The sequence below is a fragment of the Mucilaginibacter gracilis genome, from assembly GCF_003633615.1.
Lineage (GTDB): Bacteria > Bacteroidota > Bacteroidia > Sphingobacteriales > Sphingobacteriaceae > Mucilaginibacter > Mucilaginibacter gracilis.
Map to the genome: position 1 here is coordinate 4,218,934 of NZ_RBKU01000001.1, position 15,304 is coordinate 4,234,237.

14 protein-coding genes are annotated in these 15,304 nt (G+C 40.6%); 10 read left to right on the plus strand and 4 right to left on the minus strand.

Annotated elements, in window-relative coordinates; translation table 11 throughout:
- Window positions 1–79: 79 nt before the first annotated feature.
- The 3 genes from mgtE (at window position 80) to bioB (ending at window position 2,753) form a co-directional block, all read left to right on the plus strand.
- Window positions 80–1,429 (plus strand): magnesium transporter, encoded by a 1,350-nt coding sequence (gene mgtE / locus BDD43_RS18785; RefSeq protein WP_121199118.1) that lies wholly within the window; start codon window positions 80–82, stop codon window positions 1,427–1,429.
- 37 nt (window positions 1,430–1,466) lie between these two features.
- On the plus strand, window positions 1,467–1,673 hold the full coding sequence (locus BDD43_RS18790) for a hypothetical protein (protein WP_121199119.1): 207 nt from the start codon (window positions 1,467–1,469) through the stop codon (window positions 1,671–1,673).
- 81 nt (window positions 1,674–1,754) lie between these two features.
- Window positions 1,755–2,753: a biotin synthase BioB gene (gene bioB, locus BDD43_RS18795; RefSeq protein ID WP_121199120.1), complete on the plus strand. Its 999-nt coding sequence runs from the start codon at window positions 1,755–1,757 to the stop codon at window positions 2,751–2,753.
- 153 nt (window positions 2,754–2,906) lie between these two features.
- Here bioB and BDD43_RS18800 read toward each other — a convergent pair whose 3' ends face one another.
- Both BDD43_RS18800 and BDD43_RS18805 read right to left on the minus strand, forming a co-directional pair.
- Window positions 2,907–3,620: a toxin-antitoxin system YwqK family antitoxin gene (locus tag BDD43_RS18800; RefSeq protein ID WP_121199121.1), complete on the minus strand. Its 714-nt coding sequence runs from the start codon at window positions 3,618–3,620 to the stop codon at window positions 2,907–2,909.
- Window positions 3,621–3,781: 161 nt separating this feature from the next.
- Window positions 3,782–4,075, minus strand: coding sequence for an RNA recognition motif domain-containing protein (locus tag BDD43_RS18805; RefSeq protein WP_121199122.1), 294 nt, complete (start codon window positions 4,073–4,075; stop codon window positions 3,782–3,784).
- Between the two features lie 128 nt (window positions 4,076–4,203).
- Here BDD43_RS18805 and BDD43_RS18810 point away from each other — a divergent pair, with 128 nt between their 5' ends.
- Window positions 4,204–5,256: a nucleoid-associated protein gene (locus BDD43_RS18810; RefSeq protein WP_121199123.1), complete on the plus strand. Its 1,053-nt coding sequence runs from the start codon at window positions 4,204–4,206 to the stop codon at window positions 5,254–5,256.
- 171 nt (window positions 5,257–5,427) lie between these two features.
- On the opposite strand, the gene BDD43_RS18815 is transcribed toward BDD43_RS18810, so the two are convergent.
- Complete coding sequence (locus BDD43_RS18815) at window positions 5,428–7,554, minus strand: sensor histidine kinase (protein ID WP_121199124.1); 2,127 nt, start codon at window positions 7,552–7,554, stop codon at window positions 5,428–5,430.
- A 143-nt stretch (window positions 7,555–7,697) separates the two neighbouring features.
- Here BDD43_RS18815 and BDD43_RS18820 point away from each other — a divergent pair, with 143 nt between their 5' ends.
- Both BDD43_RS18820 and BDD43_RS18825 read left to right on the plus strand, forming a co-directional pair.
- Complete coding sequence (locus tag BDD43_RS18820; RefSeq protein ID WP_211339697.1) at window positions 7,698–8,144, plus strand: response regulator; 447 nt, start codon at window positions 7,698–7,700, stop codon at window positions 8,142–8,144.
- A gap of 243 nt (window positions 8,145–8,387) precedes the next feature.
- The gene (locus BDD43_RS18825) at window positions 8,388–9,392 is read left to right on the plus strand and encodes a PorP/SprF family type IX secretion system membrane protein (RefSeq protein WP_121199125.1); all 1,005 of its coding nucleotides are present in this window, start codon (window positions 8,388–8,390) and stop codon (window positions 9,390–9,392) included.
- 207 nt (window positions 9,393–9,599) lie between these two features.
- On the opposite strand, the gene BDD43_RS18830 is transcribed toward BDD43_RS18825, so the two are convergent.
- On the minus strand, window positions 9,600–10,178 hold the full coding sequence (locus BDD43_RS18830; protein WP_121199126.1) for a nitroreductase family protein: 579 nt from the start codon (window positions 10,176–10,178) through the stop codon (window positions 9,600–9,602).
- 145 nt (window positions 10,179–10,323) lie between these two features.
- Between BDD43_RS18830 and BDD43_RS18835 the strand changes: the two genes are divergently transcribed.
- From BDD43_RS18835 to BDD43_RS18850, 4 genes are all read left to right on the plus strand, one after another.
- Complete coding sequence (locus BDD43_RS18835; protein ID WP_211339698.1) at window positions 10,324–10,821, plus strand: hypothetical protein; 498 nt, start codon at window positions 10,324–10,326, stop codon at window positions 10,819–10,821.
- 148 nt (window positions 10,822–10,969) lie between these two features.
- Window positions 10,970–11,929 (plus strand): thioredoxin-disulfide reductase, encoded by a 960-nt coding sequence (gene trxB / locus BDD43_RS18840; RefSeq protein ID WP_121199127.1) that lies wholly within the window; start codon window positions 10,970–10,972, stop codon window positions 11,927–11,929.
- Window positions 11,930–12,056: 127 nt separating this feature from the next.
- A complete protein-coding gene (locus tag BDD43_RS18845) occupies window positions 12,057–14,351 on the plus strand; it encodes a family 20 glycosylhydrolase (protein ID WP_121199128.1) in 2,295 nt (764 codons plus the stop codon).
- A gap of 23 nt (window positions 14,352–14,374) precedes the next feature.
- Window positions 14,375–15,160 carry a hypothetical protein gene (locus tag BDD43_RS18850; RefSeq protein WP_121199129.1) on the plus strand — a complete coding sequence of 262 codons (786 nt, stop codon included), beginning with the start codon at window positions 14,375–14,377 and terminating at the stop codon, window positions 15,158–15,160.
- Window positions 15,161–15,304 lie beyond the last annotated feature (144 nt).

Sequence of the window (15,304 nt, forward strand, 5' to 3'; positions counted from 1 at the left end):
AGCGGTTTTGGTTTTGTAGGGCCATTATTAAGGGGTTTTATTCCTCATTTTGGGCTTATTTGTTTATTTTTAGAGCGGTATGCAATCCTTTGAAATTAATAAAGAAGATCTGCTGCGCGTTACAACCGCGCTTGAGGGGACGGATGATGAACTTCGAAAAGTTTTGGAGGACTATCACGCCTCGGAAATAGCTATTATTTTCGAGAAGCTCGACCAGGAGGGCAGGGAAAGGATTATCAATGTTTTGCCGGTTGAAGTTGCTTCGGAAGTCATATCCGAAATGGATGAGGAGCATCACCCCGAAGACATTTTGTTTAACCTTGATCCGGAAAAGCGGTCTGAAATTATTGAGGAACTGGATTATGATGACGCTACAGACTTAATTTCGCAGTTAGAGGAGCACGAGCAGCATGAGATATTAGAGAATATTGACCATGAAGATGCTACCGAAATAAGGAGTTTATTAAGCTACGCCGAAGATACGGCAGGCGGTTTGATGAATACCGATGTTATCCAGGTGAATGTAGCCATGGATAAAAAAGATGCCCTTGAAGAAATTATCCGCCAGTCGGAAGAGATGGAGGATTTTTATACCATTTACGTGGTAGACGACAGGGAGATTTTACAGGGCATTATTTCGGTTAAGGATTTAATTAAAGCTAAAGCTGACGCCAAAGTTGCCGACCTGGTTAAAACCGAATACGTTTATGTAAAAGCCGATCTGGATCAGGAAGATGTTGCCAAGCTGATTTCGCAATATAACCTATCGAGCATCCCCGTGGTTGACGACTATATGCGCCTGCTGGGCCGAATTACTGTTGATGATATCATCGACGTAATGGAGGAAGAAAATACCGAGGATATACTAAAAATATCCGGTGTATCCGAAGATGAGGAACTAAGTGGTAACTGGAAAGATGCCGTAAAAAGCCGTTTACCATGGCTTATTATTAACCTGGGCACAGCGTTTTTAGCAGCATCCATTATCCGTGGTTTTGATTCTACCGTGGCCAAGCTATCGGTTATTTCGGCCTATATGACAATTATTGCCGGTATGGGTGGTAACGCTGCAACCCAGGCGCTGGCGGTAACGGTAAGGCGTATATCCCTAAACGACCTTAACGATAAGCAAGCCTATAACACCGTTTTAAAAGAATTTTTAGTAGGCATGATAAACGGCTGCGCCAACGGCATTATTGTATTTTGCGTAGCCTTGTTTTACGATGCTAACCCCATGTTGGGCTTGGTGCTGTTTTTAGCCATGACGGGTAACCTCATCATAGCCGGTTTAACGGGAGCATCAATACCTTTAGTGCTAAAAAGGGTAGGGATAGACCCCGCGGTGGCTTCGTCAATCATTATCACAACTTTTACAGATTGCTTTGGCTTTTTATTACCGCTTTGGCTGGCTACTAAGTTGTTGTTGTAATGGAGTATTGCGATAGGGGGTTTTTTACATTTAATTTATGCCTTTAAGTTACATTGTAGATACAGGCGGAAACCGTACCGCTGTAATAATACCTATTGCAGATTGGAGTTTGATAGCTGCAAAATATGAAGATTTAAAGCTTTTGGAGAAACCGGAAGCGGTAGAGGGAATAAAACCTTCAGATTTTTTTGGTACATTATCTAAGATGTGGCCGGCGATCTGTAACATGATGAGCAATAGTTAAGCTTGTATCAACATCATAAATCGTATCTCAACATTCCATAATGATTTTTTACTTATTTTTGGAACTTTAAAATAACACTACATGACTGAAGTTAGACACAACTGGACAACAGACGAAATTTCTGAAATATATTATTCCCCGCTATTAGACCTTATTTACAGGTCGGCTACTATTCACCGCGAAAATAAAGATTATTCGGAGGTGCAAATTAGTTCGCTAATCTCCATCAAAACCGGCGGTTGCCCCGAGGATTGTGCTTATTGCCCGCAAGCTGCACGTTATAACACAGGTGTTGATGTGCATGCCATGATGCCTAAAGACGAGGTTTTAGAAGCTGCCGCAAAAGCAAAAGCAGGTGGCGCATCACGTTTGTGCATGGGCGCAGCCTGGCGCGAAGTGCGCGATAACCGCGATTTTGATAAGGTTATTGAAATGGTTAAGGGAGTTAACGCCATGGATATGGAAGTTTGCTGTACCCTGGGTATGCTTACCGAGAGCCAGGCGCAACGTTTGGCTGATGCCGGTTTATATGCCTATAACCACAATTTGGATACATCCGAAGATGATTATAAACGCATTATAACCACCCGTACTTATGACGACAGGTTACAAACGTTAGAAAACGTGCGTAAAGCCCATATCAGCGTTTGCAGCGGTGGTATTATTGGCCTGGGCGAAACCAATGAAGATCGTATCTCGATGCTTAAAACGCTATCAAACATGCCTCAACATCCCGAATCGGTGCCTATAAATGCCCTGGTTCCGGTAAAGGGAACGCCCCTGGCAGATCAGCCACGTGTTTCCGTTTGGGATATGGTGAGGATGATTGCTACCGCAAAAATTGTTATGCCTAAATCGGTAATCCGTTTATCTGCTGGGCGCACCGAAATGAGTACTGTTGAACAGGCGTTTTGTTTTATGGCGGGTGCCAATTCAATTTTTGCCGGCGAAAAGCTGTTAACTACACCAAACCCCAGCTTTAGCGATGATATGGCCATGCTGCAGCTATTAGGCTTAAAACCCCGCGAAGCGTTTAAAAATGGTCGCCCAAATCAAAAGGTTGAAGAGGTTGTAGCTTAAAAGGGTATCATTAAACCTACTGTTAAGTTAATAGTACTAAGTCTTGAGTCAAAAGTTAGATTATTCTTTTTTTTGACTCAAGACTTAGTACTTGTGGCTAAAGACTATCCGTCATTACACGATTAACATGACACTACTTGTTACTGTAACAGTTTAAAATATGCTTATCCGCCCATTGGATTGTACATTGCAGTAGATATAAATTGTTGACGAAACCGGTTGACGGTTAACCGATGCTGGTAAAAACTGCTTATCTTCCGGGCTCAGTAAATCATTGTTGAGCAGGTAGGTGGCCACATTGGTTTCCTGAATTTGAAAGTTTACCATCACTTTGGTTTTTACCATCAGTTTACACTCGGCCAGTTGGCCAAAAGGGGTTACCAATATTTCTAAAACAGCATACACCGATGCAGGATTGTATAGGTTCACTTCGTCAACCCTAAACATTTTAAGGTAGGGCTGGTAGCCATATAACAGCCCGCCAATTTTTATAGGGAAGGTTACCGAGTCGGTAGCGGCTGGCTTGGGTATAAACTCATATTTAGTGAAGTTGCCGGTGGGGTCTTCATCGGTTACGTACAGCAATTGATTTTTATCGTAGTTGTAATGCTGTGTAATATTGCCTTTTATATCATAAAAGTGCCATACTCCGGTGCGCTTGCCTTGTGTATAAAGCCCTGAGGCTACTACCGTTTTCTTTTTATAAAACGCCTGATATGCACCATGTTTTATATCGCGGTTATCTTTAAAAGCATGGTATTTTTGAATAATATCCGGCGAATAATTGTTGGATAATTCGATGGTTTCCTGCGCATAAACCGATAATGTAGTGCTTAGTAAACAAAATAATAATACAGAGCGAAGCATATTATAACTGAGGTTAATTGATGCCTCAATGTAAAAACTTATTATCAAATAAATACTAACAGAAACGTATTTATGTTTTTAAGGAGAGATTTTTGGCTAATGCCCAAATATTGACCTGGCATAAACTGCCAGAAAAAAGAGTTTAATAGTAGCGCTGGTAATTATTTTTTAGTAAAACCGCCTTTGTAGCCACCTGGCCTTGCTGTGTTTTTTGGCCTTTCTTCGGCTTCTTTTACTACAATGTTGCGGCCATAAATTTCGGCTTCATTCAGGTCATCAAGTGCTTTAAGGGCCGATTCCCGGTCGGGCATTTCAGCAAAAGCAAAGCCTTTGCTTTGTCCGGTTTGTTTATCGGTTATAATTTTTAAAGATGTAAGCTCGCCGTAATCTTCAAAAAGCTCCCTCAACTCCGATTCCTGAATTTTATAAGGCAAATTCCCAATAAAAATATTCATGCTTTGTAACTTATTTTAAGCAAGATACAAAAAATCAATAAAATATAAAATTGTTGTAATTGTTTATCAAATTATTAAAGTATTTGCAATCGTTTCAATTTGCTTACTTTGTTGTATAAAAATTAAACATGATCGCATCTTTTGAAGCTTCAATGAGCCAACTATCTATACACCGGGTTGGCAATAAATTACAGGATGAATTTTACATCCTGTCGGACGAGCCAATGGGTATTACCGACGAAGTACTTAACAAATTATTGATGCAATACTTTTTAAGTGCGTTTGAAAAGGTGAACGAGGTTTACCATTTTATGCATTCAAGCGAACTTAATTTGAATGATATGTTTCACTTTGCAGGGGAGATATTTAACGACCAGGCGCGTTTTCACGAGGTTAGCCAGCAAATTACCAAGTATTTATATGATAGCACCAATCATCCCAAAATAAAATCGGGCGAATTGTATGTGGCGCTTTTTAAAGATGTACAGTTAGAGGGAGAGTTGCTGGATGCCATTGGCATTTTTAAATCGGAAAACAAGGAAACCTATTTAAAGGTATTTCCGGATAAAGGCGGTTTTAACCTGGAGTATGAAGAAAATGGTATCAATATTCATAAACTGGATAAAGGTTGCCTTATTTTTAATGCCGATAAAGCCGAAGGTTATAAAGTTTTGGTGATTGACCAAACCAACCGCAGCAACGAAGCGGTTTACTGGAAAGATGATTTTTTAAAACTCAAAATACGCAACGATAGTTTTAACCAAACCATTAATACTTTAAGTATTTATAAAAATTTTGTAACTCAAAAAATTGATGAAGAGTTTGAGTTAAGCAAGGCCGATAAAATTGACCTGCTCAATAAATCCATGAAATATTTTAAGGATAACGATACTTTTGATATGGACGAATTTACAGGCGAGGTGCTGGGCAACCCGCAGGCCATCGAATCGTTTAAAACATACAAACAACAGTATGAGCAGGATTACGAAACCGAGATAGCATCTACGTTTGATATATCCGACGCGGCTGTAAAAAAGCAAGGCAAGGTTTACAAAAGTGTTTTAAAGCTCGATCATAACTTCCATATTTACATACACGGTGATAAAAAACTGATAGAAAAGGGCTTTGACGACGACAAGGCCATGAATTACTACAAAGTTTACTTTAAGGAAGAAGCGTGAGGGGGAGGGAGTTAAGTTGATTGGTTAAGTTAGTTGATTTAGTGAGTTGTTGAATTGGTTTTGGAAACAGAAAACGGGAGCAACTGATTCTGGTTTGTTTGTTAAGTTTTAAATTCACCAACTCACTAAATCAACTAACTTAACCAATCAACTAACAAAATCAACCACCCACTACTTCAAAGTTTTTGGCAGCATGATAGTTATGGTTGTGCCCTTGCCGCTTTTGGATTTTACGTCGATAGCGCCTTTGTGTTTTTCGATAATGCCGAATACGATGGAGAGGCCCAGGCCGGTGCCTTCGCCCACCTCTTTTGTAGTAAAAAAGGGGTCGAACATTTTTTGCTTTACTTCGTCGGTCATGCCTACGCCGGTATCGGTAATTTCAATGGTTATATTATCGGTATAGTCTTTGGTTTGTATCAATATGTTTTCTTTGTTGTGTTTTTTCTTCTCAATAATAGCCTGTATGCTGTTGTGTATAATGTTCATAAAAACCTGGTTTAGCTTGCCCGGGTAACAATTTATGGGTTCAATTTTATCAAAAACAGGCGTAATTTGTATATAATATGGAATGGTGTTGCGCAACAATACCAACGAGTTAAGTATACTTTTATTAATATCGGCCGGTTTTAGCTCTACCTCGTCGGTACGGCTAAAGGCGCGCAGGCTTTGTACAATTTCGGCCGTGCGCGATGCACCTTCTTCAATACCGTCAAGCAAGTCGGTAACTTCCTTTTTAATAAAACCGATGTCAATTTTTTGTTTAAATTCAATCGGCTCTTTTAATAGCGCAGCCCAACCTTCCTGTTGTTCAACCGCTTCATATTTTTCGAGCAACTCAAAAAGGTCGTTAAAGTCTAGTTTCAACGGTTTAATGTTTGAGCGTACAAAGTTAATAGGGTTGTTAATTTCGTGCGCTATACCAGCGGTAAGCTGCCCAAGGGAGGCCATTTTTTCGGTTTCTACTAATTGCGATTGTGCGGCTTTTAAATTAGTAATGAGGCCTTGTAAATTGCGGTTGCTTTCAATTAGTTCTTTAGTACGTTCAAGCACCTTGTTTTCGAGTTGAATGTTTTGCTCGGTTATTAGTTTTTCGTTTTCTTTAGCAATTTTTAGCGATAGAAATTGCGACTCGCTATTTTGATGGCGATAGAAATTGATCTTATCGGCCAAAGCCACCGAAAAAAGCACCAGTTCAAGTACCACTCCATACAATAAAATATTTGATGTAAAGCCGTTATAAGCCACAATATCCTTATTACGGGCAACCGAAATAAGCACCGATATTAACAACGAACTCCAGGCCAGCATAAAAAACTTGGCATGTTTTACACCATCAAAGTAAAGCCAAATGCCAATAAGCAATAGTAAAACTGAGCAAATGGTTGAGTTTAAAGTAATAACGCTGTAGGCGACGTTGGCTTGCCCCATTGCAATAAAAGCCGCCGGGATTATCCAAATGTAAAATAGTATACAGTAAAATTTATATAACTTTTTATATTGATTTTTAAGTTGCAAAAACTCATTTACAAACAAAGTGATGGATAGCCAAAGCAATATCCTGGTAACCGGTATAATATAATTATTGAGTATTAAGGCGTTAACAGCGTGTAGCTTATAACCGTGAATAAGCCCTTGCGAAGCACTTAAAAACGAAACATAACTTACATAATACAGGTAACTTTTATCGTTAACAATAAAGTACAAAAAAAGGTTATAAAACACCATCACCAGCACAATGCCTATAAATATGCCAAAGCCGGTGTTTTTTGAGCTCAAAGTTTCCCAATACTTGTTTTCGCTATAAACTTCGATGGGGATTATATTGGGCGAACTGCTTTGTATACGTATGTAAACAACCTGTGTTGAATCGGGAGTGATAGCGCAATTAATTACCGTTTCTTTAGGCGAAAAATAGTCGCTATCAATTTGTTCAGGTTCCAAATGGGCGGTCTCTTGGGTGCCACTTTTCAAACAGTAAATATCAAAACTGTCAATTATTACACCATCAATTGTAATTGGGATATTGGCCTGACTACTTTTATTTTTAATATTTATTTTTAACCAAACAACCGGGTTTGATACCCTTAAACTTGGCAGTTCGGTGTGTGAGTTTGTAAAATCATTCCGTTTTAAAATATCATTAATGGTTAACTTTTTTGAGGGGTCTTCTACCTGGGTAAAAAAGCGCCTGTCAATCAATTCAATTTTGTTTTCGGTAACGGTTAAAGTGTCTATCCCGGCAAAGGCATGGCAATATTGAACAGACAGGAGAATGAGTAAAAGTACTTTCTTCATTATTTGCAATGGCAATTGCGGTTTATATCAATTTGATTATAAATGTGCGTAGAAAATTAAACTTTTTATAAATTTTTTCGTTTAACAGGTATCAATCTTTTGATATTTGCGTTTTAACTACTTTAAAATAACACAACGTTTAAATGATGCAATTTGGTGTTTTATATATTGATGACGAAATACATAATTTAAACAGCTTTAAAGCGGCTTTTAGGCGCGACTTTAACATCCATGTGGCTCAATCTGCCCGGGACGGCAGAAAGATACTGGAACAAAACGAAATTGCAGTAATTGTTACCGACCAACGCATGCCGGTAATGACCGGTATTGAGTTTTTAGAATCCATAATTCCGGTTTACCCGGATACGATCCGCATTTTATTAACCGGTTTTTCGGACATTAATGCCGTTATGGATGCTATAAACCGTGGGCAGGTTTATAAGTATCTGGTAAAACCCTGGGCCGACGAAGAACTTAAAATGTACATCCAAAACGCTATAGAAATATACCATTTGCGTAAAGAGAACCGCGAATTGGCCAATAAATTGGAGTTAGCCAACAAGCAATTAAGTAACCTTAGCAATAGTTAGCCATAACTTTGTTGGGTTTATAAAACCGATACCCGGGTGATAAAGGCCTTGATGCTTATCCCGACTGTATGGTAACGATATATAATTATAACAACGAAATAGTTTTTTATTAAGTTGGGTAAGCAATATCTTTGGATGATGGTTATAATTCTGTTAATTTGCCAGTACTAACTTGCTATTACAAACATTGAGCCTAAAAATGGGCGAGGTATAATATCCGGTTCGGTTACAATCATACGGTAAATGAAGAAATTTTATTTTGCAGCGTTACTTTTATTGGTATTTATAAATGTTAAAGGGCAACAACAACCCCAGTATACCCAATACATTTTTAATCAGCTTTTAATTAATCCGGCAGTTAGTGGTATTGAAAATTACGTCGACGTAAAATCGGGTTACCGCAGCCAGTGGACAGGCTTAGCCGGGGCACCCGTTACCACATATTTTACCATTACAGCACCAATAGGACGTGATTTTATAGAAGGCGACGCAATGGAAGTGCCTGCCGGCGATAACCCTGTAGGGCGTTCGTACGTAAGTACTTACCGTGCTGCTGCTCCTCACCACGGCATTGGCCTAACTATGTATAGCGATAAGGCAGGCCCCATCAGGCAAACCAGTATTGATGCATCCTATGCCTATCACCTCGGCCTCACACCCGATCTTAATTTGTCGGCAGGGGTATCGGGCGGTATTACAAACGTTAGTTTAAATACAAGCGAAGTTAGCTTGCAAGACCCGCTTGACCCGGCTATTTACTACGGCAATAACAGCCAGATAAAACCTAATGTTAACGCTGGTATTTGGGCATATTCGGCAACTTATTTTATAGGCGCATCGGTACAACAGCTTTTGCCGCAAACGCTAAATTTTGCCAATAATTCGGCTTATAACCAAAGCAAAACCGTTCCGCATTATTACTTTACCGCAGGTTATAAACTATTCCTTTCGGATGATATATCCTTAATGCCATCGCTGATGTATAAAATTATTCAACCTGCACCAAACACGGTAGACCTAAATTTGAAAATGGCCTTCCGCGACCATTTTTGGATAGCCGCTTCATACCGCCAGGACGATGCCGTAGCAGGCATGATGGGCTTCACCATAAGCTCTTTCCTGTCGTTTGGTTACTCATATGATTATACAACCTCAAACCTCAATACCGTTAGTACCGGTACCCATGAGTTGTTTATAGGCATACACCTTAATAATAGTGGTAAATCTGGCTCCCAGCGCCTTTTTTAACAATTATGGCGGTAAAAATACCATCCATGTCATGAAGTTAAGGAACAAATATCGAACACTGAATTTTGAATGTAGAACACCGAAATTTATCCCATCAATCCAACAACGGTCTTATCGATCTATAGGTTTACAGTAAGAATATCGAGATCGGACATTAGTAAGTCATTGTTCAATATTGTTTCCATTTGATTACTCGCAAATCCTCAGCTATCTCACCCAGGTAACCTTATCACTTAGCGGAATGTTGCGTTTTCCGGTTGGCTTAGTATCCGAGTAGCCCAGGTAAAGTACACCCATCACCACATCGTGAGTATCAAGATTTAAAAACTGTTTCATTGCAGGGCTGTGCACCATGCCGCCGCTACCCCAGTACGATGCTATGCCAAGTGCCGTAGCACCCAATAATATATTTTGCATGGCGCAGGCCGTTGCGGCAATTTCTTCAAGCACGGGTATCCTCACCAGGGGTTTACGCTGCATGGTACAAACTATTACGTGCGATGCCTTATCGCCCATGTGCAACAACTTTTCGTAAGTCATTTGCATATAACTTTCGGCGGCGGTGCTTGCGGCGTATAACTCGGCGTGTTGCTTGCCAAACGTTTTACCGTTGGTGTATACTGTGAAATTCCAGGGCTCGGTATTAGCGTGTGTAGGCGCCCAGTCGGCCAGTTCAAGCAGCGCGTTAATTTGCTCGTCGGGTATTTTTTCGCCGTTCATTTCGGGCGGTTTTGTAGTGCGGCGGTTTTTTATAACTGATGATATAATGTTGAATGTGTTGTTCATGGCCTAATGCTAACGTTAATGTTTGCAATAATAGTAAATGGACACTGCATTTTAATTGATAAGCAGGTAAAAACCTTTTGTGGACGTTTTATTTTTTAGATGATTTGATTTTGAATTTCTACTTTTGGCCTTTCAAATAACAAACATGGATAACAGAAAGAAGAAGATATTTTTATTACTGAGCATTGTTGTACCGTTTTTATTATACTGCTTTTACTATTACGGTATGATGGTGAAAAATGCCCCGTATAAATTTTCGGAGTTTGACTCCATTGTATTTAATTACGGTACAGGCGATAGCCTGCTCAATAGATATAATTCAAAAAATGGAGATTACGAATATGTGAACTCGCGCGATTCGGTTGTCAAATCGCACCTTAAATTACGAAACGACGATTTGTTATACCTGCACCGCAAGGCTGCCGACCTTGGTTTTTGGGACTTTCCATCAAACATGGCCGATGATAGTACTAAGCGCAAGGGCTCAAAAGTGCCACGCTACTATATTGAGTTTAAGTATAAACGCAAAACCAAGAAAGTAACTTTTGACGAAGCCTTTGGAGGTAATCCTAATTTAAAGGATGCCGCCCAGCGCTTGATAAAAGAATTGCAGAACAAGCTGATAGAAGCCGAGAAACGGTAACTGTTTAAGCATCATTTTAATGCAAAATTAATGCGCGTTTGTAATTAAATTAAATGCCTATATGCCACAAACAATGGCAATTTGCTGACGGTATACTATTTGCGCTGTGCTGCAAAAAAACTAAATTTGTGCCATAATTTTCAAAATAATGTCTCAGGAACAAGAACACGTTAAGTGCCTAATTATAGGTTCGGGCCCGGCTGGTTATACGGCTGCAATTTATGCTGCCCGTGCCGATTTAAAACCCGTTTTATACACCGGTATGTTAGCTGGCGGCCAGTTAACCCAAACTACCGATGTAGAAAACTTTCCGGGCTACCCCAAAGGAATTATGGGCCCCGAAATGATGGAAGATTTTAGGTTACAGGCCGAACGTTTTGGCACCGATATACGTTTTGGCTACGTAAGCTCGGTTGATTTTTCGACCCTGCCGCATCAAGTTGTTGTTGATGAAACTAAAACAATTTTGGCCGATACTGTAATTATTTCAACAGGTGCGTCGGCTAAATGGCTGGGGCTTGATTCCGAACAAAAATATAATGGTTTTGGCGTTTCGGCATGTGCCGTTTGCGATGGTTTCTTTTTCCGCGGGCAAGATGTTGCCATAGTAGGTGCCGGTGATACCGCCGCCGAAGAGGCTACCTATTTAGCCAAACTATGCCGCAAAGTTTACATGCTGGTTAGGCGAGATGAGTTTCGAGCATCAAAAGCAATGGTTCACCGTGTAATGCATACACCCAACATCGAGATTATTTACAATACCGAAACTACCGAAATTGTAGGCGACGGCCAAAACGTAACCGGTGTAAGGGTGTTAAACAACCAAACACAACAAGAAAGAATATTAGATGTTACAGGCTTTTTTGTTGCCATAGGCCATCACCCTAATACCGATATATTTAAAGGGCAGATACATATGGACGAGACGGGTTACATTATTACCCATCCCGATTCAACCCAAACCAATATTGAAGGTGTTTTTGCCTGTGGCGATGCGCAAGATCATATCTTCCGCCAGGCGGTAACCGCCGCCGGTACCGGCTGTATGGCCGCCTTAGAGGCCGAACGCTACCTGGCCGGTAAAGAACATATTGTTACAGCCGATTAATTAAAGGCATCAAAATGATATTGAAAGGAGTAAAGACAAAAAATCTTTACTCCTTTTTATTTACAACGCTGTTCTGTTTTTTCTTTCTGTAAAATCTGCTATCTTCACGCTTTGCTTAATTTGCTATATGGTTAAATATTTTTTAGTACTGCTTTTTGCATCTGGGGTATTTATGGCAAGCGCCCAGGATAATAACCCCAATTTAAACATCATTCCGGCACCTGTATCGTTAAAAAAATCTACCGGTACATTTTCATTAAGTATGGAAACGGTAATACAAACCGATACGCCATCAAACAAAAGCATCATTTTTTTAGCATCTTATTTAACAGCCAACTGGGGTTACCACAAAATTGGTGCTATTGATAACTCGGCTACTAATAATGTAATCAAGTTGGTGTCTGCCGGAGCCGAAAGTTTACCTCCCGGCGGCTATCATCTTAGTATCACACCCAATGGCATTACCATAATTGGCAAAGGGGCCGGTTTATTTTATGGCATACAAACCCTTATACAATTAATGCCGGTTGAAAAGGCCGCTTTTGCCAAACTGCCTTGTGTAGAGATTGACGATTATCCGCGCTTTGCATACCGTGGTATGCACCTTGATGTATCGAGGCATTTTTTTTCAATAGCCTTTGTTAAGAAATATATCGATCTGATGGCGTCGTATAAGTTAAACAACTTTCACTGGCACTTAACCGACGACCAGGGCTGGCGTATTGAAATAAAAAAATATCCGCGCTTAACCGAAGTTGGCAGCAAACGCGCCCGTACCTTAATAGGCAACTACCACGATTTTTATCCCCAACAATATGACAATACGCCATATGGCGGATATTATACCCAGGACGAGATTAAAGACGTTGTTAAATACGCCGCCGACAGGTATATTAACGTTGTGCCCGAAATTGAAATGCCCGGTCATTCGGAAGCAGCCGTTGCGGCCTATCCCGAATTGAGTTGCGACCCGAAAGGCAGTTACAAAGTTGCCGAAAGCTGGGGCGGTTTCCCCGATATTTATTGCCCAAACGATTATACATTCAAATTTATGGAGGATGTATTAACCGAAGTGATGGCCTTGTTCCCGAGTAAATTAATTCATATTGGTGGCGATGAGGTTGCTAAAGAGGCGTGGCGTAAATCGGCATTTTGCCAAAAGCTCATCAAAAAGCTAAAATTGAAGAATGAAGAAGGCCTGCAAAGCTATTTTATACAACGGATAGAGAAATTTGTGAACAGCAAAGGCCGCAGCATTATTGGCTGGGACGAGATACTGCAAGGCGGCCTGGCACCAAATGCAACGGTAATGAGTTGGACGGGCGAATCGGGAGGGATTGCCGCTGCGCAGCAGCACCATAACGTAATTATGACGCCCGGAAACGCCGGCGTTTATTTTGACCACGCACAAGGTTTTAGCTACCTGGAGCCTTTAAGCATTGGCGGCTACGCACCATTACAAAAGGTTTACAACTATAACCCCGTGCCGGGCGCGTTAGCTCCCGACGAGCAAAAATATATTATGGGCGTGCAAGCCAACCTTTGGACGGAATATATTGCTACCGAGGATAAAGTGGAATACATGGTATTACCGCGCATGCTGGCTCTTGCCGAAATAGCATGGACACCAGTGGCCAATAAAAACTATGCGGAATTTGCCGGGATAAGGGTACCCGCGCATTTAGGCAAATTGGATGCCGAAGGCTATAATTACCGCGTGGCTACTGCCGTGGGTGCTGTTGATACCATTACAACAGGCAACAGCTTTAAATTTGACTTAAAAAGCCCGGTTACAGGTGCCAAGGTGTACTATACTATTGATGGGTACACGCCCCGCGAAACCGACCTTGAATATAAAGAGCCGTTAACTATTTTAGTTCCGGATAGTGCGAGCCGCTTGTTGCAAACCATAGTAGTGAGCCCATCCGGGAAACGGAGTGCAGTTACACGTACCGTTATGAATAATTTTCCGCCTTCACCTGCCGTAAATTACACAGGTACTATAGCGGGCTTAAAATACAAGGTTTTGCCCGGGCGTTTTACCGGTACCGACCAATTGGATGCCGCCAAATATGTTGATACCGGTATTACCAAAAATTTTGGTACCGCTGCCTTCCGCAAAAATAACAGAACGTTTGGTGTAATATATAATGGCTATATTCGTATAGATCAGGATGGTAAATATGGCTTCTCAACTGCATCGGCAGATGGTTCAACCTTGTTAATTGACGATAACATTGTTGTTGATAACGATGGTAAACACAGCTTGTTTGAACACGGCGGAGATGTACTGTTGCAAAAAGGCTATCATAAAATAGTAGTAAAGTATTTTTATGTAGGTGCGGCAAATACCTTGCGGGTTTATATAACCATGCCCGGAAGGCCTAAAACCGAGTTACCACCCGATATTATTTTTAACTAACCAGAGAGTTTTAAACTAATGATATGTTTAGCACAAGATACCAGTATATAGCCATTTTATTTTGTTGCGTGGCTGGGGGGCTAGCCTCATGCACACAGGATGAAAAACAAAACACTCCTGTTGCGGCTGCACCTGTAAAAGCAGCTTTGATGGCTCCGTTCCGCTATCATAAAATGATAGAAAGCTCACCCGGAAAATACTTTGATGTTTTTGGGTGGGGCAGGGGTAAAGATTCGTCGGGCGCTTACATGATACTTCATTCCGATTCAACAGGTAAGCAATACAGCAACACAGGCGGCGATTTGGAAGGCTCCATTATTGATATTTACAACACCGATATGAATATGGATGGCAACCCCGAAATATTGATAGAGGCTAAAGCCAAGGATACTACTAACCATGTTAATATTTACGCCTACGAGTTTAGAGGTGCAAAATCGCAAAAGCTGGATTTCCCAAAACTAACCACAAAAACTAAAAAGGGTTATCGTGGCGATGATAATTTTTACATTAAAGATGGCAGCCTGGTGCGTGAGTTTCCCATTTACGAAGGCAGCGGCAAAAATGCAAAACCCACCGGCAAAAAAAAGATACTGCAATACAGCCTGCGTAACAATGTGTTTAGCGTAAATGATATTAGCCCTGTTGATAGTTCGGCTATTAAAAAACCTGTTATTGTGCCGGTGGCAAAAAAGCCTGTAGCAAAGGTTGAAAAGCCCACTGTGGTCGAAAAAAAATCGACTAAAAAGAAAAAGAAACAAAAGGAAGAAACCCACACCAAAAAAAGGAAACATAAACCCAGAGATTGATTGCTGTTTTAAATAAACAACGGTTTACTTAAATACCAATTCACTGATAGGCCACAGTATTTGTTTGATAAACTGGGCGTTAAAAAGCAAAGGCATTGGTAATACCAACCCCAAAAACGCCCATAATTTGCGAAATAGCCTATT

Bases quoted from the DNA above. Each gene is read 5' to 3' on its own strand.
- mgtE (WP_121199118.1), top strand. From the start codon at position 80: ATGCAATCCTTTGAAATTAATAAAGAAGATCTGCTGCGCGTTACAACC.
- BDD43_RS18790 (WP_121199119.1), top strand. From the start codon at position 1,467: ATGCCTTTAAGTTACATTGTAGATACAGGCGGAAACCGTACCGCTGTA.
- bioB (WP_121199120.1), top strand. From the start codon at position 1,755: ATGACTGAAGTTAGACACAACTGGACAACAGACGAAATTTCTGAAATA.
- BDD43_RS18800 (WP_121199121.1), bottom strand. From the start codon at position 3,620: ATGCTTCGCTCTGTATTATTATTTTGTTTACTAAGCACTACATTATCG.
- BDD43_RS18805 (WP_121199122.1), bottom strand. From the start codon at position 4,075: ATGAATATTTTTATTGGGAATTTGCCTTATAAAATTCAGGAATCGGAG.
- BDD43_RS18810 (WP_121199123.1), top strand. From the start codon at position 4,204: ATGATCGCATCTTTTGAAGCTTCAATGAGCCAACTATCTATACACCGG.
- BDD43_RS18815 (WP_121199124.1), bottom strand. From the start codon at position 7,554: ATGAAGAAAGTACTTTTACTCATTCTCCTGTCTGTTCAATATTGCCAT.
- BDD43_RS18820 (WP_211339697.1), top strand. From the start codon at position 7,698: ATGATGCAATTTGGTGTTTTATATATTGATGACGAAATACATAATTTA.
- BDD43_RS18825 (WP_121199125.1), top strand. From the start codon at position 8,388: ATGAAGAAATTTTATTTTGCAGCGTTACTTTTATTGGTATTTATAAAT.
- BDD43_RS18830 (WP_121199126.1), bottom strand. From the start codon at position 10,178: ATGAACAACACATTCAACATTATATCATCAGTTATAAAAAACCGCCGC.
- BDD43_RS18835 (WP_211339698.1), top strand. From the start codon at position 10,324: ATGGATAACAGAAAGAAGAAGATATTTTTATTACTGAGCATTGTTGTA.
- trxB (WP_121199127.1), top strand. From the start codon at position 10,970: ATGTCTCAGGAACAAGAACACGTTAAGTGCCTAATTATAGGTTCGGGC.
- BDD43_RS18845 (WP_121199128.1), top strand. From the start codon at position 12,057: ATGGTTAAATATTTTTTAGTACTGCTTTTTGCATCTGGGGTATTTATG.
- BDD43_RS18850 (WP_121199129.1), top strand. From the start codon at position 14,375: ATGTTTAGCACAAGATACCAGTATATAGCCATTTTATTTTGTTGCGTG.